We start from the raw sequence: 22,835 nt of genomic DNA on the forward strand, positions 1-22,835 counted from the left end.
CTTCTCACTGCTAATCTTTCTTCATCGGGACTTTGGCTCCTTCTTTGCGGGCTTCGGACAAACCGATGGCGATCGCTTGCTTTTTAGAGGTGACCTTTTTCCCTGAGCCCGATTTTAGCTTTCCTTCTTTCTGCTCGTGCAAGGCTTCTTCCACCTTTTCTCCTGCTTTTTTCGAATATTTGGCCATGATATTATTTTTTAGGTGTTGATGTTTTTAATTTTCGCACCGCAACGGCGCGTGTTTTGTTGATCAAAATGCATACCAATAGCCCGGGCTGCCTTATTCCGCATTTAATGGTCCCAAATCCATAGTTCATGAAAAAAATACGACTGCTGTTTCAATTGGCCGGTGCATTATTTTGCTCCGAGGCAATAGGCCAAAATAACGGCCCGGTACTGCTGAAAAACGCGACCGTGATCGACGGTACCGGCTCCTCTCCCCGCGCTAACACCGATATCCTGGTTACTGACGGCAAAATCGTATCTATTCAAAAAGGTATCAAAGTCAATGGTGCCCACGAAATCGATCTGGCCGGCAAGACGGTCATGCCTTCGCTCATCTGCGCGCATGCGCATGTGGGGACGCTCAAAGGAACTACTTCATCTGCCGACAATTACACGCGTAAAAATCTGCTTCGGCATCTGGAAAAATACGAGAATTATGGCGTCGGCGCCGTGTTGGCAATGGGAACCGACCGTCCGCTCATCTTCAATGGGTTTATTGATTCCACCCAGGCTGGGCTGCTGCCCGGTGCCAGGCTCTACTCAGCAGGCTACGGTTTCAACACCCCCGATCCTAACCCGGCTTCTTGGATGAACCTGCTTTTGCGCCCTAATACGCCCGACGAAGTTCCGGCCATGATGGAAAAGCTGGCGGAAGTCAAACCAACGGTGGTCAAGATCTGGGTAGATGACCACGGCGGCAATGCTCAGAAAATGAAACCGGAAATTTACCAGGCCATTATCCGTGAGGCGCATAAACGTAATATCCACGTGGCCGCGCATCTTTTCTATCTCGAAGATGCCCGCAAGCTCACCGAAGCCGGTATCGATATCATCGCCCACAGCATCCGCGACAAGGAAGTGGATCAGGACCTGCTCACCAAAATGAAGCAGAAAAAGGTAATCTATATTCCCACGCTTTCTCTGGATGAATACCAGTTTGCCTACGCCGGCAATCCCGACTGGCTCAACGACGAGTTTTTCAAGGCCTCGCTCGAACCGGGTGTCTTCGAAATGATCACGGATGCGGCCTATGGCGAGAAAATCAAAAATTCACCGGATTTCCAGCGTAATACATCTGCATTTAAGACAGCGATGATTAATTTGAAGAAAATTCATGATGCCGGCATCCATGTGGCGCTCGGAACCGACTCGGGCGCGTTTCCGATCCGCACGCAGGGCTTCACCGAGCACCTGGAAATGGAACTGATGGTAAAAGCGGGCCTCACGCCCGCGCAGGCCATCACCATCAGCACCCGCAATGCCGCCGCGGCTTTGCGCATCGCGCATAAAAAAGGCACGCTTGAAAAAGGCAAACAAGCCGATTTCCTTATCCTGAGCGCTAATCCGACAGACGACATCCGCAACACAAGAAAGATCGAATCCGTTTGGAAAGATGGTAAAGAGGTGAGTAAAGGGCCTCTGCGAAAATAATATTAATCCAAAATAAGGAAGTAGTTTTAACGCCCAAATTCACTCCTGATCATGAAAATTAAATTCAAAAGACTCGACCATATCATGCTTTGTATTCCGCCGGGCACCGAACAGCAGGCGCGGGAATTTTATGGCGGGGTACTAGGCCTCGAAGAACTTACCAACCTGGGTTACCCGCTACCCCATGGCGCGATCTGGTTTCAAATGGGTGATATTCAACTGCATATCCGTGCCGAAGAGGTACACGATCTTTCGCAGCGCCATCCGGCGTTTGAGGTGCACAACCTGGAAGAAGCGCGCGCGTTACTGTTACAGCAAGGCATTTCCGTCAAAAATGACAGCAAAATCCCCGACCGTAACCGCTTTTCGTTCCGCGATCCCTTCGGAAACCGCATTGAACTGATCGAGATGATCTCCTAAGGGGGGCTATGCCCCGATAAATGCCCACATATTTAGTTAACGAAAACCGAAAAAGCAGTAATTGGCAAAAGTAATCCTAAATTTGCAGTCACTTTCGACGCAGAAGACGTTCACTTGATGTTAAAGTTTGTTTACGGTTTTTTAATTGCTATTGTCACTCTTGCGGGGATTACCGAGGTTGTATTAAGGGTAAAATATGGCTTTTGTAACTCACCACTCTACGTATCCGATCCGGATTTTGAATACATATACGCTCCAAACCAGGACGTAAAGAGGTTCGGCAAGGTGCTGCGAACCAACAGCCTCTCCATGCGGAATGAAGAAGTGCTGCCTACCGACAGTGTTGTGATATTGCTGATCGGCGATTCGGTCGTCAACGGCGGAAGCCTTACCGATCAGGACAGCATTGCTTCCACCCTGCTCGAAAAACGTTTTTTAAAGGATTTCAAAAAACGGGTGCGCATCCTGAACATCTCCGCCGGCTCGTGGGGACCGGACAATATCGCCGCCTATCTCAAAAAATACGGCACTTTCAAAGCTAAACTAATGTGCCTGGTGACAAGCAGCCACGATGCACACGACATCATGTCGCCTCAGAGCCCTGTGGGCATCGACCCGGGATGGCCCGACAAGCAATATAAAGTAGCGCTTTATGAGCTCTGGGACCGTTATCGCTGGATGTTCTTCTATTTTCTGAATACCCTTTTCCTTGCGCCCGAGCCTCAGAAAGAGGAAAAAATTGCGATTATCAAGCCCGACGTGACCGACAGCGCCCACGTGGCATCAGATGCCAAGGCGGTCGAAGACACTGTAAGAGCCGCGCAGTTGAATGATGCCGGCATCCGCAAATCCGGCCTGACGTTCAATCCGGGTTACGAGCAACTTTACCAAATCGCGCAAAAGGATAGCATTCCCATGTTTATTTACCTGCATCCGGAGATTTCCGAGATCGATCTTGGGCACTTCAATGACCAGGGACAGGAGATTATCGCATTTGCCAAAGAGAAGAATATCAGGCTGATCGACGAATTCAAGTTCGGTGTTTCAAAAGAAAGGTACCGCAAGATGGACGTTGTGCATTTCAACAGCCAGGGGCAGATTTTTCTTGCCAACAACTTGTATCCATTGTTTCAGGAATACCTTAACCTTTCCAAATGATGCGCGTACTGATTGTTCACAACCAATTATGGGCGCACTACAAATCGAAGCTGTTCCATGAGATCGACCGTGCTATCCAATGGGCCGACCCGGCAGACGAACTGCTCGTTGCACAGATCGCCCTATACGAGGCGAGCCGGAAAGTAATGCAAAATGATGATACGATCACTTATGACTATCCTTACCAAGTTCTTTTCGAGCGCAGCCTCGATCAGGTGAGCTTTCGCGAGCGGCGCGAAGCGCTTTTCAGGATATTTAATGAATACCAGCCCGACGTGCTCAATATCACGGGCTATTTCGACTGGGCGCAGGTGCTGCTCATGTTCTATGCACGCCGCAAAGGTGTGAAAGTGGTGATTTCATCCGAATCGTCCTCTGTCGACCATAACCGGTCCGGCTGGAAAGAGACGATCAAAAAAGTGATCGTTGGCCGTGCTAATGCATTTTTTTGTTTTGGAAAAACATCGGCAGAATACCTGGAAAGCCTCGGCGTCGTGAAAAGCGCTATTAAAGTGCGGAATGCGGCGGTGATCGATGAGCAGGTGATCCGGCAGCGCTACGACGATGCTAAAAAAGAGCTTGGTAACAACGCAAATGCTGTTTCAAAGAAATTCGTGTATGTAGGAAGGCTGGCACCGGAAAAGAACTTGAATACTTTAATGCTCGCATTTGCCCAAACGTTAAAAAAAACCGGCTCGGACTGGCAGTTGCTTTTTGTAGGCGGCGGTCCTGAAAAGGACAATTTGGAACAGCTCGCCGCCGACTCTGGCATTGCGGGCAAAGTCATTTTCGCCGGAGGATTTCCGTGGTACCAAGTGCCGGGCTGGCTGGCGCAGAGCGATGTGCTGGTGCTGCCGAGCAAGTCGGAGCCCTGGGGGCTGGTGGTGAATGAGGCGATGGTGTGCGGTCTGCCGGTAATCGTCTCGGAAACGTGCGGATGCGCCGACGACCTCGTGCGCGATGGTGTCAACGGCTTTACATTCGACCATATGCAACAGGCTGATTTGGAAAAACATTTAACGTGGTTTGTCCAAAACCCCGACCGCATTGCCGGAATGGGGCAGGAATCTTTGAAATTGATCGCTCCGTTCGCGTCGGGCCCAGTGGCGGCGCAAATGGCCGAAGCCTACCGCGAACTGGCGGCCAAACGATGGGAAGCATAACGAACACAACTATACATTAACACAAAGCATGCGAATACTGAATATTTGTGCATATACATGGGCAATCGGAGGCCCGGCCCGCATTATCTACGACCACACCACAGAGGTCGTAAGGCAAGGCCACCAGGTCGATATCCTGAGCCCGATGACGCCCGGCGAGAAGATGTACCCCGTACCGGAGGGAGCACGCCTGATTGAGGTTGCCCGTACGAGGCCTCTCAGCAATTTTTACCGGGAGTTTTCTGTCGAGTTGTACAAATATTTAAAAAAACATATCCATGAGTACGATGTGATCCATATGCACGGCATCTGGCATTTCGGCAGTCTGGCCCCATTCCTGATCCACTCCAAGGCCGTGAAGGTGATCACTATTCACGGTCTGCTCGACAAATGGGCAGTAGCGCACAGCAAGTGGAAAAAGGACCTGGTGACACTCTTATACCAAAAAAGATTGCTAGGCAAAGCCGACCTGATCCAGATCAATAACACCGACGAGGAAGAAGATGTGATCCGCTACCTGGGTTACCGTCCCAAAAACATGGTGATCGTGCCGAACGGCATGAAGCTCGATGAGTACACCCGGTCTAATTTACCCGCAAAAGGTCTTTTCAGGAGCAGGCACGGCATTTCGCCTGATCAGCAAATGGTTCTTTTCCTGGCAAGATTAAATATCAAGAAAGGTCTTGACCTGCTTTTGCCTGCATTTCAGAAGGTTCATCAACAGTTGCCGGATGCACAACTGATATTAGCCGGCCCGGATGACGGATACCAGGCAGAAACCGAAGACTTTATCCGCAAACACAACCTGGAAGGCCGCATCAAACTGGTAGGAATGCTTACGGATACCATCAAAAAGGAAGCATTGGCGGACGCGGATCTGTTCGTTTCGCCTTCCTATTCCGAGGGATTTTCGATCGCGGTGCTCGAAGCAATGACCTCCGGCGTACCCGCCCTCGTCTCCGATCGCGTGGGCTTCGGCGACTACATTGCGCGTTACGAGGCGGCCTACCTTACCCCGCTGAACAGCGACGGGGTAGCCGATGGTCTTCTTAAAATATTACAAGACAAGCCCTATGCAGAATCCATCGCAAATCGAGCCCAAAAGATGGTAGCCGAAAACTTTGACATCCGCGTGGTCGCCAACCAGTTATTGGAAGAATACAAGAAAGTTCAAAAAAGTAGCTACATTTGAACTATGGTTGATTTATCCGTCATCATTTTAACACACAACGAATCAAAGCACATTGCCCGGTGCATTCAAAGCCTGTTACAGGTCACCGATAAGATTTTTATTGTCGACTCGTTTTCCACCGACGACACCGTTGCGATCGCCGAAAGCCTAGGCGCTATCGTGGTACAAAATCCCTGGGTTTCCTACGCATTCCAATTCAATTTCGGTATTCGTAACAACCCGTTCCAGACCCAATGGCTCATGCGGATGGACGCCGACGAGTATCTGACTGCCGAGCTTACAACGGAGTTAAACAGCTCCCTTTCACAGGTGCCAGACAATGTTTCCGGGCTATATTTGAAACGCCGGGTGATTTTCATGGAAAAATGGATTCACCGGGGCGGTTACTACCCGATCTGGTTGTTGCGTATCTGGCGCCGTGGTCTGGGCACTTGCGAAGAGCTCTGGATGGACGAGCATATCAAGCTCAGCAGCGGAACGACCGCCCAGTTACAGCATGACATCGTTGACCACACCCTCAACAACCTGACATGGTGGACACAAAAGCATAACAATTACGCAATCAGGGAGGTTATAGACCTGTTGAACATTACATATAACTTTGATAGCAAGGAGACCGTAGAACCGAGCTTTTGGGGCAGCCAGGAACAGCGCACGCGTTTCCTGAAAATCAAATATGCCAATTTGCCGCTTTTCACACGGCCATTTATCTACTTCACATACAGATACTTCATCAAGTTGGGGTTTCTCGATGGAACGAAAGGACTCATTTGGCACGTTTTACAGGGGTTTTGGTACCGTTTCCTGGTTGATGCAAAGATTTATGAAGTGTATCACCGCGTAGGACGCGACAAGGAAGCTATTATATCACATTTCAGGACAGAATATGGAAAAGACCTCAGGAACCCAAACCAATCTGTCCGTTTATAACATCGATTGGTATAAGCCGGGCGGCTACCCAAAGATGGTGATCTGGTATTTGATAAACCGGTTGTTCATTCATACGCACATTCCCTACCCGTCCTCATTCAAGATTGCATTGCTCCGGTTGTTCGGCGCAAAGATTGGCAAAGGGGTGGTGATCAAGCCAAAAGTAAACGTAAAATATCCATGGTTCCTGCAAATAGGCGACCACGTCTGGATTGGCGAAGAGGTGTGGATCGATAACCTCACTTTGGTGACTATTGAATCAAATGCGTGCCTCTCGCAAGGCGCGATGCTTTTGACAGGAAATCATAATTACCGAAAAAACACTTTCGACCTGATAGTCAAGCCTATAACACTTGGACCCGGCGCCTGGATCGGTGCGAAAGCGACGGTTTGTCCGGGTGTCCAAGTAGGCTCGCACGCACTGCTGACTGTCGGCTCGGTAGCCACAAGCCATTTAGAACCTTATGGGATTTATCAGGGAAACCCTGCGAAATATGTCAAAACCAGAACTATAACGAATTGAAAGTAAGCATACTTACTGTTGTCTATAACGGTGCAGCGACTATCCGCCACAGCATCGAATCCGTCCTTGGACAGGATTATCAGGACATCGAATACATCATCATAGATGGCAATTCGAAGGACGGCACCCAGGAGATAGTGTTGTCATACGGAGAGAAAATCGACCGTTTTCTCAGCGAACCTGACGCCGGAATTTATGATGCCATGAACAAAGGCATACAATTGGCAACCGGTGATGTGATAGGGATACTGAATGCCGATGATTTTTACGCATACCCGTCAGTGATCAGCGAAGTGGCCGGATTGCTGGCTTCCAGCGACTTCGACGCTTCCTATGGCGATCTTGAATATATTGATGCAAACGATGCAACGGTGGTGCGCAGAAAGTGGGTCTCAGGTGCATACAAGGTTGGCGCATTCCTGAATGGCTGGATGCCACCACACCCGACCTTTTTTGTCAAGAGAGAGGTTTATAACGCACACGGGCGTTTCCGCCTCGATCTGGGAAGTGCAGCGGATTATGAATTAATGCTGCGGTTTGTACATCGTGAAAACATCAGGCTCGCTTACCTGCCCAAAGTACTCGTGAAAATGCGGGCAGGCGGAGTCAGCAACAGCACATTCAAAAATCGCATTGCGGCCAACCGGAACGACAGAATGGCTTGGAAAATCAACAATCTGGAACCCCGGTTTTACACTTTGTGGTTAAAACCTTTGAGAAAAATTATACAATTTATCTAAGACACGGAAGTTAACCGAAGTAGCTTAAACCAAACAGTAAATATTTTGATACTCAGGCATTTGCATATTACAATTATTGGTTTATATTTCGACATTTGAATTTGGATTTTCAGATCCGTCCTCAACGCACTTCCTAATTTGACAGGCACATGGAACTACAATTACCTCTGCAGATACTGACCGAAGGAAACGTCAATACGCTTGTCCATCACGACATCTATCAATGCCTTCTTTCGTTTCTGATCGGATGTTTCCTTTCGATCATTTCAATACCCATTATCATTAACCTCTCAAACCTGCTGCATTTAACTGCAAAACCGGGTTTCAGAAGTTCACATGAGACAGAAACGCCAACTTTGGGTGGAATTGCCATATTTGCAGCGACCCTGATCGCCTACTTCCTGTGGCCGCATTCGGAGAATATCCTCGATTCAAACCTGATCAGCCTGGCCATGACCGGGATGATCATCCTGTTTTTTCTGGGAATCAAGGACGATATCCTGGCAGTAGACCCTACTAAAAAGCTCATTATCCAGATTTTCGCCTCCCTGATCCTGGTGGCGATGGGCAATTTCAAAGTCGATAACTTCTACGGAATTTTCGGCATTCACGGCGTTTCCGACTTTATCAGTATTCCGCTTACGGTATTCATATTTATCGCCATTATCAACGCAATAAACCTGATCGACGGGATTGATGGTTTGGCGGGTGGTATCAGCCTGATCGCCGGTCTCGGATTTGGAATCTGGTTCATTGCTAACGACCACTTTTCGTTCGGCTGCCTGGCGTTCGCGATGTCGGGTTCATTGCTCGGTTTTCTGCGTTTCAATTTTTCCAAAACCAGCAAGATCTTCATGGGTGACACCGGCTCGCTCATCGTCGGTTATCTGCTTTCGATCTTCGCGGTAGAGTTCCTCTCACTGAACGTAGGTTACCTGCATGATCCCAACGCTTATTTCAATGCGCCGATCATCGTCATGGTACTGCTTATTGTCCCGATCTTCGATACCTTACGCGTCTTTATCGTTCGCATTTTCAAAGGAGGCTCCCCATTCGTGGCCGACCGCAACCACATGCACCATATCCTGATCGACAACGGCCTGAACCACTTTTGGGCCTCGTTCACCCTCTGGATGGTTACGATCCTCAACACGGCACTATTCTTCACCTTCCACGGCGATATTACCAACACCGCTTCCATGTACATTTACATCGGAATGTTCGGTTTGTATATGGTATTTGCCTATTTTCTCAAAAAACGCATTGCTTCTGTCAAAGAGCGGAAAAAATTGGTCAAAAGCCCTTCACTGGCCGACGATGACCTTTCTGCCTTTCAGTAAATACGGGAAACTACTGTCCGAAAAGCCGTGATGAAATTCTCGCGAATACCTTCTGAGAATTCATTGCGGTGAACCGAATGTTTGTACCTTGCACGAAACATCGTCCACTTAGGTATGAACAAAAAGATCAGAAAAGAAGACGCGCTATACTACCATTCCAAGGGTAGGCCAGGAAAAATACAGGTCATCCCCACCAAAGAAACCAGTACCCAGCGAGACCTTTCGCTTGCCTATTCGCCCGGCGTGGCGGAGCCCTGCCTGGAAATTGCCGAAAATGTCGAAAATGCCTATCTATACACCGCCAAGGGCAACCTGGTAGCAGTTATCAGCAACGGTACTGCCGTGCTCGGCCTGGGCGATATTGGCCCGGAAGCTTCCAAACCCGTGATGGAAGGGAAAGGACTGCTATTCAAAATATATGCTGATATCGACGTTTTCGATATAGAACTCAACACCAAAGACGTCGACGAATTTGTCAGGACAGTCAAAATCCTCGAACCAACTTTTGGGGGCGTCAACCTAGAAGATATTAAGGCGCCCGAATGCTTCGAGATAGAAGCCCGGCTTAAAAAAGAGCTCAATATTCCCGTGATGCACGACGATCAGCACGGAACGGCGATCATCAGCGCCGCAGCGATGCTAAACGCGTTAGTGTTGGTCAACAAAAAGATTGAAGATATTCGTGTAGTCGTCTCGGGCGCGGGCGCTTCGGCAGTCTCCTGTACGAAGCTCTACCTCGCGTTGGGGGCCAGTCCGAAAAACATCGCCATGTTCGACACCAAAGGCCACATTCACAATGGCCGGACGGATTTGAGCGACATGAAAAAGCAGTTTGCAACCGACCTCGCTTATGAATCGCTGGAAGCAGCAATGGTAGGCGCCGACCTGTTTCTGGGTCTTTCTACGGCCGATATCGTTTCGAAGGAAATGGTTAAATCTATGGCCAAAGACCCAATCGTGCTTGCAATGGCCAACCCGAATCCAGAGATCCCTTATCCGGATGCGGTAGAAGCGCGTGAGGATGTGATCATGGCTACCGGCCGCTCCGATTACCCCAATCAGGTGAACAACGTGCTCGGCTTCCCGTACATATTCAGGGGCGCGCTCGACGTGCGTGCAACGGAGATTAACGAGGAAATGAAGCTGGCTGCTGTGCACGCATTGGCCGATCTGGCCAAGAAGCCGGTGCCCGATATTGTCAACCTCGCCTACAATGAGACGAATATCGTTTTTGGCAAAAATTATATTATTCCAAAACCGGTGGATCCTCGCCTGCTGACCACCGTAGCGCCTGCTGTTGCGAAAGCAGCAATTGCGACCGGTGTCGCGCGAAAGGTTATCACCGACTGGGATGCCTACGACCAGGAGCTTTCGAGCCGTTTGGGACGCAATGAGCAGATCTCCCGCGTGATACTTAACAAAGCAAAACTGGCCCCGAAAAAGGTCGTTTTTGCCGATGCAGAGAATATTCAGGTGCTCCGTGCCGCTCAGCAGGTACGCGACGAAGGCATTGCGACGCCAATCTTGCTCGGCAATAAGGAAACGATCCTTCATTTGATCCGCGAAAGCAAGCTTGATCTGGCCGACGTATCGATCATCGACCCTCGCGCAGCTGAAAGCGATCCGATGATCGAGAAATATGCAGCGAAATTGTTCGACAAACGCAAAAGAAAGGGTCTCACTCCTATCGAGGCGCGCCGTTCGATGTATTTCAAAAGCTATTTCGGTTCGATGATGGTTGAAAACGGTGAAGCGGACGCATTCATTTCCGGATTGACAAGGACATACCCCGATACGATTCGACCTGCCCTGCAAGTGATCGGCAAGCAGGAGGGCGTAAACAAAGTCGCTGGTATGTACATTCTGCTCACTCCCAAGGGCCCGTTGTTCTTCTCGGACACAACCGTAAATCTCGATCCGACAACAGAGGATATTGTTGAAATAACCGAACTGACAGCAAAAGCCGTTGAACGTTTCAACATCCAGCCGCGCATTGCATTGGTGACCTATGCAAACTATGGCAGCGCCAAAGGTGCCGACGCCGAAAAAATGCGCGACGCGACGGCCATCCTGAAAAAACGCAACCCGTCGATGATCGTGGAAGGCGAATTGCAGGCGCACCTTGCATTCAATACCTCATTATTGAAGGAAAACCACCCTTTCAGCGACCTGGTCGACGGCGGTGCCAATACATTGATCTTCCCCAACCTTTCGGCTAGTAACATTGCTTACAACCTGCTGAAAGAGGCTGCGGAGCTCGAAACCATCGGACCGATCCTGCTGGGATTGAAAAAGCCTGTACACGTGCTGCAATTGGGCAGCTCTGTGAGGGAAATCGTAAATATGGTTGCGATAGCCGTAGTAGAAGCGCAGCTGAAAGGCAATTAATGCATGATATTTTAAACGAAAATAGCCCGGACTGCTCCGGGCTATTTTCGTTTTATTACAACGGCCTGTTAAGGCTTCAACTTCACCAATGAGGGATCGTAGAGCTTCGAATGGATTTGCTTTAACTTAGCCTCAGAGAATTTAATCACCTTACGGTCGTAGGTCATCAACCCATTGGTTTCGACCTCGACATCAGTTGTCTGGGTGTAAACCGCTGCCGAAAGCCCCTTTTTGATCAGAGGCTCGAAACGGTTAATGAACGATTCATAACGATTGTAGAGCTCCTCCTGGTTTTTAAAGCTCTGATAACCCCAGTTATCCTTCTGCTGCCAAACATGCTGGTCAACCGGCAAGCCCAAGCCTCCGAATTCACCTAAAACAATAATCTGCTTCCGACCGAACAAGTCCGGGCGCGGCATTACCGGTGCGGGGTAATTGTGCAAATCGATAATATGGCCCACCGGCTCGAAATTACCGCCACTGGCGCTGTTTACAAGGCGGGAGGGGTCATACTGCATGGTCCAGTCGGTAATCTCAGCCGTCTTGAATTGCCCCCAAGCCTCGTTGAATGGGACCCAAACCACGATCGACGGAAAAAAGCGGTTGGCATCCATAATGGCTTTCCATTCGGTTTTGTAGATGTTTTCAGACTCCGGCGTACGTTTCTTGTCTGTTTCGTTGCCCGTAATACCCGGACGCATTTCCCAGTTATTGCCCAGATCACCACTTGGCATGTCTTGCCACACCAGCATTCCCAGCTCATCGCAATAGCGGTACCATCTGGCGGGCTCTACCTTTACGTGCTTGCGGATCATATTGAAACCCATTTCCTTGGTTTTCAATATATCAAACTTCAAAGCCTCGTCGGTTGGCGCCGTGTAAAGGCCATCCGGCCACCAGCCCTGATCCAGTGGGCCGTACTGGAAAAGGAATTTGTTATTCAAAGTCATTCGCTGAATACCATTCTCATCCACCTGCACACCGATTTTACGCATCGCTGCATAGCTTTTTACCTCATCGATCACCTTTCCGCTTCGAGTAAGCGTAACGGTTAGGTCATATAGGGACGGGGAATCCGGCGACCAAAGTTTTGCATCGCCTATCGTCAGGCTGGCGGGCTGGCCGGCAGCTACTTCCTGTTCAGCGACTTTCGCACTACCATCCCAGGCAATGATTTTCACTTTATCGGCTGCGCCGGCGCCGGCTACTTCCGTATTTACAGTAAGTATCTGTTTATCAATATCGGCCACAGGGGTAATCCTCGCGATATGGCTGGTTGCAACCGTTTCAAGCCAAACCGTCTGCCAGATACCGGTTACCGGCGTGTACCAGATCCCGTGCGGATTCTTGATCTGCTTACCACGGGGCTGAGGGCCGTCGCTGCTTGGATCCCACACTTTTACCACGATTTCCTGCTGCTTTTTCTTCACCAGCAGGTCGGTAATGTCGAAGGTGAAAGGATCGAAGCCACCCTGATGGCTTCCGGCAGGTTTACCGTTGACGAATACTTCCGCTTTCCAGTCCACTGCGCCGAAATGGATCAGCACGCGCTGGTCTTTCAGTTTCGGCGCAAAATCGATTAAGCGCTGGTACCAGAGAATGCTATCCTTTCCCACAGTCTTCCCTACTCCCGACAAGGCGGACTCTACTGCAAAAGGTACTAATATCTTACCATCAAATGCCGCAGGCTTAGCGTCTACTGCACCTTTCGGCACGATCGCATAATCCCACAGACCATTCATATTCTGCCAGTTCTGGCGTATCATTTGTGGTCTGGGATAATCGGGGTGGGGATTTTGTGCAACCACTTTTTCTGCCCATGGCGTTACGATCTTACCTTGCACATACTTCCATCCGGACTTAAATTCGGCCGTTTGCTGCGCATAAGCCCGACCATACAGGCTGCCCAGAAGAACTCCCAGGCTAAGCACTACTTTCTTCATCAGAGTTTCGGTTTTTTTATAAATTCAATTAGAACTACCAAAAGTAAAGCCTAAATGTGCTCTACTGTACAAAAAACCGCAACATCTGCCCCCGTAAAGGCCAAACCATCCGAATATCAGAAGAATAGCGATATAAGATTTTAGTTACTAGATTTGAAAGCATCACTCAAATTACTACTCATGAAAACACTTTCCCTTGCCCTGCTGATTACCCTATCCTGTATTTCCGCATTCGCGCAGGATTTTTCCGACAAGATCACGCTCGTAATACACGGGGGCGCCGGCACGATCACCCGTGCCAACATGAGCCCGGAGCGCGAGAAGGCATATCGTGAAGCAATGAATAACGCGTTGGAAAAAGGTTATGATGTGCTCAAAAAGGGCGGTACCAGCGTGCAGGCGGTAGAAGCGGCGATCCATGTCATGGAAGACTCCCCACTGTTCAATGCCGGTAAAGGCGCCGTTTTTACCAATGAAGGCAAAAACGAATTGGACGCCGCCATCATGGAAGGCAAGACACACAAGGCCGGCGCGGTTGCCGGTGTTACCACGATCAAAAACCCAATTTCGGCAGCAATTGCGGTTATGGATCAATCCGTTCACGTGATGATGGCCGGGAAAGGTGCCGAGCAGTTTGCCAAAGAGAAAGGACTGGAAATCGTCGACCCCTCCTATTTCTACACTGAAGCACGCTACAAGGCATTACAACGGGCCAAAGAAGAGGAGAAAACGGAGCTCGATCATGATGCAAAAGGAGAAAAAGGAGGAAAGGGAGAAAAGGGAGGAAAGGAGGAGAGGGAAATTAAAAAGAGGCCAAAAACGGGTTTTCGTTCTGCGGAAGACCTGATTTTTATGGAAGGCAGGAAGTTTGGGACCGTGGGTTGTGTGGCTTTGGACAAATATGGCAATCTCGCCGCAGGAACCTCTACCGGCGGAATGACCAACAAGAAATATGGCCGCATCGGCGACGCGCCGATCATTGGTGCCGGTACTTACGCCAATAATGCAACGTGCGCGGTTTCAGCAACCGGCCACGGCGAATATTTCATCCGCTCGGTTGTAGCGCACGATATTTCGGCATTAATGGAATACAAAGGAATAAACCTGGTCGATGCGGCGAATGAGGTAGTTATGAACAAGCTGGTCGAAAGAGGGGGTGAAGGTGGCGTAATCGCCGTCGACCGGAACGGCAATATAGCCATGCCCTTCAACAGCGAGGGAATGTACAGAGGCTACATTAAAGGCGATGGGAAACGTGAAATATTGATTTATAAGGATTAACAATGCGTGCCACGGGAAACAGAATTTTTCCACGTCATTTTTTGCATTTGTTTTGGAAAGAAGCCATACAAAAACGAACGTTTCCCGCGTTTTGAACATATACTATGTAACCTCACGGCTTCTTTTCCTCCATATGAAATCAGTTTACAGCATTCTCTTACTGATCCTGCTTTCCGCGTACGCGCACGCGTCGCACCTGCGAGGCGGGGAAATTCTGGCCAGCCACGTATCGGGGCAAACCTATAATATCAAGGTAAGGCTCTATCTTGATACGCAAAGCGGTCAAGGTGCTGTTGATGCATTGAGCGCGGTAACGGCTTGCATGGGCGACGGAGGGGTCAAAGACCTTCCAAGAACTTCGCTTACAGCCATTTCTAACGGTGTATCCGTTGGCGAATACCAGGCAACATACACCTACCCTTCCTCGGGCATTTATCAGATTTCGGTGGCGCTCGATACGCGCACAGGCGGAATTCTGAACTTGCCGCAGTCCGGAATGACCTCGCAGTTTCTGTGGACGGTGATTGATACACAGCTTTCCAATTCGACCCCAATCCTTCCTAATCTCGAATTTGTAGCTGGCGTCCGTCAGGTTTTTTCCGTTGATCTCAAACCGATCGTCGCTGATAATGATAGCATTACAGCGAAAGTAGTCCGGCTGAGTAAACCATCGCCGGGAACATGCGGCGTTCGGATGCTCGATCATACTTACCTATTCCCCAATGAAATCAGTTCCACCGGAACATTTACCGTCGATGCCAGACAGAAGAAATTGATTTGGGTTGCACCCGAGGTAGTCGGTCATTACCTCTTCGCAATAGTTGTCGCAGAATGGCGCGATGGCGTAAGAATCTCGGAAACTTATCGCGAAGGGGTGGTATCTGTAATCGACCGGCCGGGGGAGACAGTCCAAGTCCCACCTTACGAATCATCGGAATACGGCGGCCTAATCACTTCCACACCGGTTGTCAGCTCACCGGAGGTTTCGATGGCGGTCCAGGCATACCCGGTACCAACCGAGAACTTTGTAACTGTGAAAGCATACAGCAAGCAACGGGCGATCATCCGCCTGCAACTGATCGACATGAATGGTCGCGTGCTGACGGAGATTGCCAGTAAAGCGCCGGAAATCGCTGTCCAGGAAGTATTTGATATGCGCAACCTTGCGCGGGGCATATACCTGATCCGAGCCAGCAATGCGAAGGATTCTGTGACACAAAAAGTATTGAGATAATGCCCGTGCCTGTAATGGTGCCCGGCATTAATGTCGTCCTATGGGATATAGTTGTTTTAGGTGAAATATAATTTCGCCTACTACCATAGGTTAATTATTAACAGAAAAGCGGCAGGTCCTGTGACCTGCCGCTTTCTTTGTTTCAACTCTTTAACAAGCTGTTAGTTATCAATTTCAGCACCCTTCGGCTCCAATACAGAGACCTTATCCTGGAATAACCGGCTTTTCAGCAGCATTTCCTTGATCATAGCCGCATGTGAGAAGGTAATCATATGGCCCGCATTGAAAAGGAAAATGTATTGAGCGCGCTTGCTCTTAATATGTTTTTTAGCAAAATCAATATTTGACGGGTCTGCAATCCAGTCGTTGCCGCCCTGAATCACCGTAGTCGGCACACTTAACTGCTCCCAAACCGGTAGCATTTTGCGTAACTCAGCGGCATGGCTGTATTTCTCGGCCGTCGCCGCATTGAATGCACTGGGCAAAAAAAGTTGCACGAAACTCATCCTGCCCCATTTCGAAAACCAGAAGAACCGTTCGGTTTCAGGATCAATAACAGGCGAGACCATAATGAGCTCTTTCACCTTATCCGGTGCCATGGAGGTCAGTCTGGCGGCAATAGGTGCGCCGTAAGACCGGCCGAGCACGATCACCTTCTGATCGCTTTTGTTGAGTGAGAACACCGGCAGCAAAGCATTAGCCTGCGTTTCGATGGAAGTCACATACCTCCGCTTTTTTAGCCGGGATTTGCCGTATCCTACCCGATCGACGGACACAATGTGAAAATGTTTTTGCAGGTCTTCATCGTCCATCAGATTCATGTACCCCCACAAAGAGCCGGGCGCACCATGAATGAGCAGCAGCATCGGCAGCGTGTCGGGCCCCATGCTGGCCAGCGAAAGTGAAAGTGTGTCGTTCCTGATAAATATTTCCTTCGGCTTGACCTTCTTATCAGCATAATGCCTCCGCACCTCCTTGGCTGAAATAATGTACCTCGAAAAGCAGGAGCTCAATGAAACAGACAAAGAAAGGAACAGGATAACCGACCGAAGTAATTTAAAACTTAACATACGCCCTAAAGAATCTTGCCTTATTTCCTAAATTCACAGGATATTTCAATATACAATTTTATCGGGAGAAAAAGCTGACAATTGGCCATTTTTGAAAAGAAAACGCCACTCTCAAAATTTTTCAGTGCATTTCGTTGTTGGATATGCAAAAGCAATGCCAGCAATGGTTTAACGGTATAGTTCAACCTCTATTTTTAATGACAGCCACCCAGCAAGCACTTTTTTTTGAGCGCCTAACCGCCCAGAACGACGAATACAGGTACAAGCTGCCTTCACGGCAGGACGCGGGGAAATTTATCCAGAACCTGATCAATTTCCTTTTCCCGATCAGCAAGGATTGCCCCAGTTGCCCCGCCAAGGACCTGGCTATGAAGTATGCCGACTTGCGCAACGACCTGAATTGCATGCTGCAACCGCTTCTGCCCCAGCTCGAACGCGATTCAGCGGAAATACTGGACGAAGTGTTTGCACAAATCCCCGGTATTTATGAAGCACTTCTGACCGACGCCAAATCCATTACCGACAACGATCCTGCTTCGGTGAGCATTGAGGAGGTGATTTCGGTGTACCCGGGTTTTATGGCCATTGCGACTTACCGCTTTGCGCATTCTTTTGCCAAAAGTGGGATTCCCTTGCTGCCGCGTATGCTTACAGAATTCGCCCACAGCCAGACCGGCATCGATATCCACCCGAATGCGACAATTGGCCACTCGTTCTTCATCGACCACGGAACAGGCGTGGTGATCGGTGAAACGACCCATATCGGGAATAATGTAAAACTGTATCAAGGAGTTACGCTCGGTGCGACGCATGTTTCAAAGTCACTCGCATCGCACAAGCGCCATCCCACTATTGAAGATAACGTGGTAGTTTATGCCAATGCGACCATTCTGGGAGGAGAGACCGTGATCGGCCACGACTCGATTATCGGCGGGAATGCTTGGCTAACGAAAAGCGTACCTCCATATTCCCTGGTTTATCACCAAAGCAAAATAGAGATACGCCAACATTCTTCCCCTTCTATTACATAATGCTCCGGATGAATCTCCGGATCCCTTCCATGTACACAGGCTCTGCCTGTGGAAATGCGTAGCGGGGCTGTGTGGTCATGGTAATGCTTATAAACCCGAAGGTAAGGCACCACCATTCATAATAAGTTTTGGTAACCAGGTCTCCCGATTTAGGGCGAAGGCTTGCAATCATTTCCCAAACCGGGTTATCCTTGATGCTCATTGCCTGTGAATAGGCTTTTTTCGAGTCGCAGTAAGCACCCTCGAGATTGAACATCACCTGGAAGACCTCCGGATTCTCGACAGCGAAATGCCAGATCGTCTGCGCAACCTCCACAAGCTGCTTCTGCGGATTGCTGAAATGCCCTTTTATTTTTACAAACTCCGTTTGCAAATAATCGAAACCTTCCAGACGGATGGCTTCCAGGAGTTTGTCCTTGCTTTCAAAATATTCATAGAGAATAGGCGGGCTGTACTCAATCACATCAGCAATCTTTCGAATCGAAACAGCCGTCCAGCCATCCTCCCGTGCGATGTCCTTGGCTGTCTTGACGATGTCTGAGCGTACCTGTATTCTAAGCCGCTCTCTTCGCTCTACTATTCCCATGCTTAAAAATGTCTTTTAGGATTGATTCAGAATGATGTGATCCAAATATAAGCATATACCCTTTACACTTCAAGGCCAGGCAAGTAGCGGCGACGAAAAAAGTCCTTCAAAATTCTTTATGTTTTCTACAAATGCCGTCCATTAAATCTGACAGGCGATTCGGAAATTTAATGCTGATAAAATTTTTTTAAGCCATCGGAAAGCTTATATTTCTGAACGCCTCGCCAGCCCGTTGCGTTCGATTTTCTCCACCATCCGGTAATTAGCTTCTTGTGCTCGCACCTTCCCCCGGGCGTCGTCGGCAATACGCAAGTTATTCTGATACAGGTCAAGCCGCACCGATTTTTGGTTGTCGTTCACATAGTTCCGGAGCACAATACGCATCTGGTTTTTCAATGTTTCATCCAGTACCGGAAAACAGATATCGATCCGCCGGTGCAGGTTCCGGTGCGTCCAGTCGCAGGATGTGAGGTAAATCTCGTCGTTACCCCGGTTACCGAAATGAAATATCCGTGTGTTCTCGATGTACCGGTCGACGTGACGGCTCACAACAATATTGTCGCTGATAGAGGGTAGACCTGAGATCAGCCCGCAGCTCTCGCTTATGATCACATGCACCGGCACGCCCGCCTTGCCCGCCTGATAGAGCTTGTCGATCAGGATACGGTCCTGCAGCTGGTTGATTTTAATGGTGATAAATGATTTAAGCCCTGCATTACAATTCGCAATTTCACGATCCATCAGGTCGAGCAGCCGCTTCTGAAGGTTGAATTGTGTTACGTATAAGCTGTTAAAAGGCAAATACTTGTATTTCTTCGGTTCGTCCTGTGTGGACAGGTACCCGAAAAGCAGTTCCAACTCATTGGTTAGTTCACGGTGTGAGGTGAGCAGCGCATGATCGACGATCTCACGGCTGGTCAGCCTGTAAAAACCGCCCGTACCCAGGAATGCATACCGCTCCCATCCCTTTTGCACTTTTCGCTTCACCAGCGCCATTTTCGCATGCACTTTCAAGCCCGGAACGCTCAGCAATATCTTGACGCCCGCATCGCGCATCTTCTTCGACCATTGCAGGTTCTCCTGGATGTCCAGTTTGGTATTCAGCTCCACATAAGTGGTGACACGTTTCCCGTTCTTGGAAGCGCTTATCAACGAATTTAATATAAATGAATTAGGGCTGATCTTGTATAAAGAAACGTGGATCTCGCGCACATAAGGATCCACCGCCGCCTCATTAAAAAACCTAACGATCGGTTCGTATGACTGATAAGGTAAATGCAGCATCTGGTCGGCCTGCTGAATGGCCTCAAAGATAGACTTGGTTTCCTCGAATTCCGGGTTTTGAACGGGCCGCTGGTAGGGATAATCAAGCCGCCGGGATACTACCGGAAACTTGGCCAGATCCTGCATAAACAGGTAATCGCCGCGTTCGTGGAAGTCGTTCATCGGAATGGATACCTTTCCCACCAAGTACTCGCGGACATACAGGGGCATCCCGGATTCGTAAAAATACTGGGAAGGCTGCACGAAATTTCGCTTTTCAAGCTGCTTTAAAATACGTTGTGCAACCTGCATCGGGTATTCGTCCTCGATGGACAGCTCCGTTTCCCGCTCGACCCGCAACGCATAGCTTTCCAGGATATTATAGCCCGGGAAAAGGACAGATAGGTTTTCGCGGATTATGTCCTCCAAAAAAGCAACGTGGCGCTTCCCCTCCCATTCAGGCAGTTCAAGAAAGCGGCCGTAATGCTCCGAGGGCACATTCACGGACGCATACCAATCCTCTTCCGCATCTTGCCGGTGCTGCATGCGCACGATCAGGTACAGCTGCTTAGACTCGAAAGCCGGCGTTTTGAGCGTGCGGCGGCTGTCCAGAAACACCGGCTGCAAATAGCGGAAGAGCCTATCGAGAAAAAAACGCCTCACAAATGCGGCATGTTCGGACACGAACGCTTCGCGATAGTATAAATGCACGCCCTGTTCGAGCAGTGCCGGCAGGATACCTGATATGAGAATGTCGTTGAATTCGCGAAGCTGGTTCTCAACGGTTTCGTAGACATGTTCCAGCAACGACTCAGGGAAAATATTCAGTTTGGAACGGATATCCTCGCTTACTTCGCCCATCGCAAGCAGATTTGGGATACGAACACGATAGAATTCTTTGGTCTGATAGGCGTAAATACCCAAAAATCGCAACCGCTCCCTTACCGGTACCGTTTCATCGTTTGCTTCCAGCAGCAACCTGTAATTGTTCGAAAGCCAGCTGAGATTGGTATCAAAATACGGGTAGGCAACGTCGATCATTGAGTGTGGTGTAAAAGATTCAAAATTTGGTACAATATAAATACATTTGGCGGGTAAGGATATAACTTTGCAGGACAAAAAACAACGTTGCCCGGTAAGTTTTAGAAGCTGTATCTTCATTCAAAACCACAAGTAAATTACTATGCGTTATCAATTATTAGGCCGCTCAGGCTTGCGGGTATCAGAAGTTTGCCTGGGAGCCATGACGTTCGGAAAGGATTGGGGCTGGGGAGCGGATAAACATGAGAGCTTCAAAATTTTTGAGGCATTCGCCAACGCAGGCGGTAACTTCATCGACACCGCGAACCGTTACACCGAGGGTACTTCGGAAAAATATGTGGGCGAATTCATCGAAAGCGACCGCGACCATTGGGTCTTGGCTACCAAGTTTACGCTCAAGGACCGCAACGATGACCTTAATTTTGCCGGTAATCACCGCAAAAACATGATGCGCTCGGTAACATCGAGCCTTAAACGGCTCAATACCGAGTACATCGATCTGCTTTGGGTGCACATGTGGGACAATACCACCCCTACCGAAGAAGTAATGCGCGGGCTGGACGACCTGGTCACCCGCGGGATCGTGCACTACATCGGCATTTCCGACACCCCGGCCTGGATCGTTTCACAGGCCAATACCATCGCTGATTTTCGGGGCTGGAATGCATTTGCAGCAATTCAGTTCGAGTACTCACTCCTGCAGCGCACACCCGAGCGCGACCTGCTGCCCATGGCAAAGGCGCTCGACCTGGCCGTAACACCTTGGGGAGCGATCGGTGGCGGCGCGTTGACGGGTAAATACCTTCGCGGGGAAACCGGTCGCGTACCTGATAACAGCACGCGCCGAAACCAGGAAAGCAGCATTGTAGCGCAGACCGTTGTAGACGTAGCCGCAGAGTTGGGCGTAACGCCTGCACAGGTAGCAATCAACTGGACACGGCACCGGGATCAGGTAATGATCCCAATCATCGGCGCATCGAAAGAAAGCCAGCTGATTGATTCTCTTGGCTGCCTCGACTTCCAACTTCCGGCAGCAGCACTACAAAAATTAGATGAGGTAAGTAAAATAGAATTAGGCTTCCCGCACGAATTCCTGAAATCCGACGGGGTGAAGGAAGAGGCTTTTGGGGGGCTATATGAGAGCCTGGATAATCATCGGGGATAAATTAGACGGCGGCCGGTGGTCAGTCGTCGGTGGTCAAGAAACCTGACCGCCGACGACCGCCGATAACTTTATTTGCCCCATTGTTCAGGCGCTACGCGCCATGCGGCAAGGCTTTCAAGCTGTGTTTCGCTGACGTAATTATGCTCTAACGCCACCTCGATCAGCGCATTGTAGTTGCTGATCGTGTCGAGCTGGACGTTTTTGACGGCGAAATTATCGGCTGCTACCTGGAAACCGTAGGTGAATATGGCTACCATTCCGGCTACTTCAATGCCGGCTTCGCGCAGGGCGTCTACCGTTTTGAGAGAGCTTCCGCCGGTTGAGATCAGGTCTTCGATGATCACCACAGACTGGCCTTTTTCCAACCTGCCTTCGATCTGGTTACCCATTCCGTGCTTTTTAGGCTCTGGACGCACATAAGCAAAGGGCAATTCGAGCAGATCTGCCACCAATGCACCTTGTGCGATACCACCGGTGGCCACACCTACCACCGCCTGTGCATTCGGATATTTCGCGCGGATCAGCTCGGTCAGCGCCTTTTTGATGAAAGTGCGGGTGTCAGGGTATGACAATGCCACGCGGTTGTCACAATAGATTGGTGAAAACCAGCCAGAGCTCCATTGGAACGGCTTTTCGGGACTGAGCTTGATGGCCTGTGCTTCCAAAAGCAGCTCGGCGATTCGTTTGGTAATATCCAGATCGTTCGACATT

General features: G+C 49.5%; 20 protein-coding genes. 14 read left to right on the forward strand and 6 right to left on the reverse strand.

Annotation, left to right across the window (positions count from 1 at the left end):
* Positions 1–10: 10 nt before the first annotated feature.
* Complete coding sequence (locus tag ACTJJJ_RS09205) at positions 11–187, reverse strand: DUF6496 domain-containing protein (RefSeq protein WP_188928351.1); 177 nt, start codon at positions 185–187, stop codon at positions 11–13.
* Between the two features lie 128 nt (positions 188–315).
* Between ACTJJJ_RS09205 and ACTJJJ_RS09210 the strand changes: the two genes are divergently transcribed.
* From ACTJJJ_RS09210 to ACTJJJ_RS09255, 10 genes are all read left to right on the forward strand, one after another.
* Entirely contained in the window at positions 316–1,656 is a 1,341-nt protein-coding gene (locus tag ACTJJJ_RS09210; protein WP_426294006.1) for an amidohydrolase family protein, read from the forward strand.
* 51 nt (positions 1,657–1,707) lie between these two features.
* The gene (locus ACTJJJ_RS09215; protein ID WP_188928343.1) at positions 1,708–2,076 is read left to right on the forward strand and encodes a VOC family protein; all 369 of its coding nucleotides are present in this window, start codon (positions 1,708–1,710) and stop codon (positions 2,074–2,076) included.
* 117 nt (positions 2,077–2,193) lie between these two features.
* Complete coding sequence (locus ACTJJJ_RS09220; protein ID WP_188928341.1) at positions 2,194–3,234, forward strand: hypothetical protein; 1,041 nt, start codon at positions 2,194–2,196, stop codon at positions 3,232–3,234.
* Positions 3,231–4,397 (forward strand): glycosyltransferase, encoded by a 1,167-nt coding sequence (locus ACTJJJ_RS09225; RefSeq protein ID WP_229221234.1) that lies wholly within the window; start codon positions 3,231–3,233, stop codon positions 4,395–4,397. Before ACTJJJ_RS09220 ends, ACTJJJ_RS09225 begins: the two co-directional genes overlap by 4 nt.
* A 28-nt stretch (positions 4,398–4,425) precedes the next feature.
* Positions 4,426–5,589: a glycosyltransferase gene (locus tag ACTJJJ_RS09230; protein ID WP_188928339.1), complete on the forward strand. Its 1,164-nt coding sequence runs from the start codon at positions 4,426–4,428 to the stop codon at positions 5,587–5,589.
* A 3-nt stretch (positions 5,590–5,592) separates the two neighbouring features.
* On the forward strand, positions 5,593–6,519 hold the full coding sequence (locus ACTJJJ_RS09235; RefSeq protein WP_188928337.1) for a glycosyltransferase family 2 protein: 927 nt from the start codon (positions 5,593–5,595) through the stop codon (positions 6,517–6,519).
* Positions 6,476–7,042: a putative colanic acid biosynthesis acetyltransferase gene (locus tag ACTJJJ_RS09240; RefSeq protein ID WP_426294003.1), complete on the forward strand. Its 567-nt coding sequence runs from the start codon at positions 6,476–6,478 to the stop codon at positions 7,040–7,042. The genes ACTJJJ_RS09235 and ACTJJJ_RS09240 overlap by 44 nt, the downstream gene beginning before the upstream one ends.
* Positions 7,039–7,782, forward strand: coding sequence for a glycosyltransferase family 2 protein (locus ACTJJJ_RS09245; RefSeq protein ID WP_426294002.1), 744 nt, complete (start codon positions 7,039–7,041; stop codon positions 7,780–7,782). The genes ACTJJJ_RS09240 and ACTJJJ_RS09245 overlap by 4 nt, the downstream gene beginning before the upstream one ends.
* A 149-nt stretch (positions 7,783–7,931) precedes the next feature.
* A complete protein-coding gene (locus tag ACTJJJ_RS09250; protein ID WP_188928331.1) occupies positions 7,932–9,122 on the forward strand; it encodes an MraY family glycosyltransferase in 1,191 nt (396 codons plus the stop codon).
* Positions 9,123–9,236: 114 nt separating this feature from the next.
* Positions 9,237–11,510 (forward strand): NADP-dependent malic enzyme, encoded by a 2,274-nt coding sequence (locus ACTJJJ_RS09255; RefSeq protein ID WP_188928329.1) that lies wholly within the window; start codon positions 9,237–9,239, stop codon positions 11,508–11,510.
* 68 nt (positions 11,511–11,578) lie between these two features.
* Here the strand turns inward: ACTJJJ_RS09255 and ACTJJJ_RS09260 are convergent, their stop codons facing one another.
* Positions 11,579–13,453, reverse strand: a complete 1,875-nt coding sequence (locus tag ACTJJJ_RS09260; protein WP_426294000.1) for a glycoside hydrolase family 2 protein — start codon at positions 13,451–13,453, stop codon at positions 11,579–11,581.
* A 180-nt stretch (positions 13,454–13,633) separates the two neighbouring features.
* On the opposite strand from ACTJJJ_RS09260, the gene ACTJJJ_RS09265 reads away from it, so the two are divergent.
* Both ACTJJJ_RS09265 and ACTJJJ_RS09270 read left to right on the forward strand, forming a co-directional pair.
* On the forward strand, positions 13,634–14,734 hold the full coding sequence (locus ACTJJJ_RS09265; protein ID WP_426293999.1) for an isoaspartyl peptidase/L-asparaginase family protein: 1,101 nt from the start codon (positions 13,634–13,636) through the stop codon (positions 14,732–14,734).
* A gap of 133 nt (positions 14,735–14,867) precedes the next feature.
* Complete coding sequence (locus ACTJJJ_RS09270) at positions 14,868–15,968, forward strand: T9SS type A sorting domain-containing protein (protein ID WP_426293998.1); 1,101 nt, start codon at positions 14,868–14,870, stop codon at positions 15,966–15,968.
* Positions 15,969–16,129: 161 nt separating this feature from the next.
* Here ACTJJJ_RS09270 and ACTJJJ_RS09275 read toward each other — a convergent pair whose 3' ends face one another.
* A complete protein-coding gene (locus ACTJJJ_RS09275; RefSeq protein WP_188928321.1) occupies positions 16,130–17,038 on the reverse strand; it encodes an alpha/beta fold hydrolase in 909 nt (302 codons plus the stop codon).
* Positions 17,039–17,235: 197 nt separating this feature from the next.
* Here ACTJJJ_RS09275 and epsC point away from each other — a divergent pair, with 197 nt between their 5' ends.
* Entirely contained in the window at positions 17,236–18,069 is an 834-nt protein-coding gene (epsC, locus tag ACTJJJ_RS09280; RefSeq protein WP_188928319.1) for a serine O-acetyltransferase EpsC, read from the forward strand.
* Here the strand turns inward: epsC and ACTJJJ_RS09285 are convergent.
* Both ACTJJJ_RS09285 and ppk1 read right to left on the reverse strand, forming a co-directional pair.
* Positions 18,062–18,655: a TetR/AcrR family transcriptional regulator gene (locus tag ACTJJJ_RS09285; RefSeq protein WP_188928317.1), complete on the reverse strand. Its 594-nt coding sequence runs from the start codon at positions 18,653–18,655 to the stop codon at positions 18,062–18,064. The genes epsC and ACTJJJ_RS09285 overlap by 8 nt on opposite strands.
* Before the next feature lie 204 nt (positions 18,656–18,859).
* Positions 18,860–20,959: a polyphosphate kinase 1 gene (gene ppk1 / locus ACTJJJ_RS09290; protein ID WP_440701703.1), complete on the reverse strand. Its 2,100-nt coding sequence runs from the start codon at positions 20,957–20,959 to the stop codon at positions 18,860–18,862.
* A gap of 142 nt (positions 20,960–21,101) precedes the next feature.
* On the opposite strand from ppk1, the gene ACTJJJ_RS09295 reads away from it, so the two are divergent.
* On the forward strand, positions 21,102–22,124 hold the full coding sequence (locus tag ACTJJJ_RS09295) for an aldo/keto reductase (RefSeq protein ID WP_188928313.1): 1,023 nt from the start codon (positions 21,102–21,104) through the stop codon (positions 22,122–22,124).
* 68 nt (positions 22,125–22,192) lie between these two features.
* Here the strand turns inward: ACTJJJ_RS09295 and pyrE are convergent, their stop codons facing one another.
* A complete protein-coding gene (gene pyrE, locus ACTJJJ_RS09300) occupies positions 22,193–22,834 on the reverse strand; it encodes an orotate phosphoribosyltransferase (protein WP_426293994.1) in 642 nt (213 codons plus the stop codon).
* Between the last annotated feature and the right edge of the window lies 1 nt (position 22,835).

This window comes from Dyadobacter sp. 22481 (assembly GCF_052044875.1).
Lineage (GTDB): Bacteria > Bacteroidota > Bacteroidia > Cytophagales > Spirosomataceae > Dyadobacter > Dyadobacter endophyticus.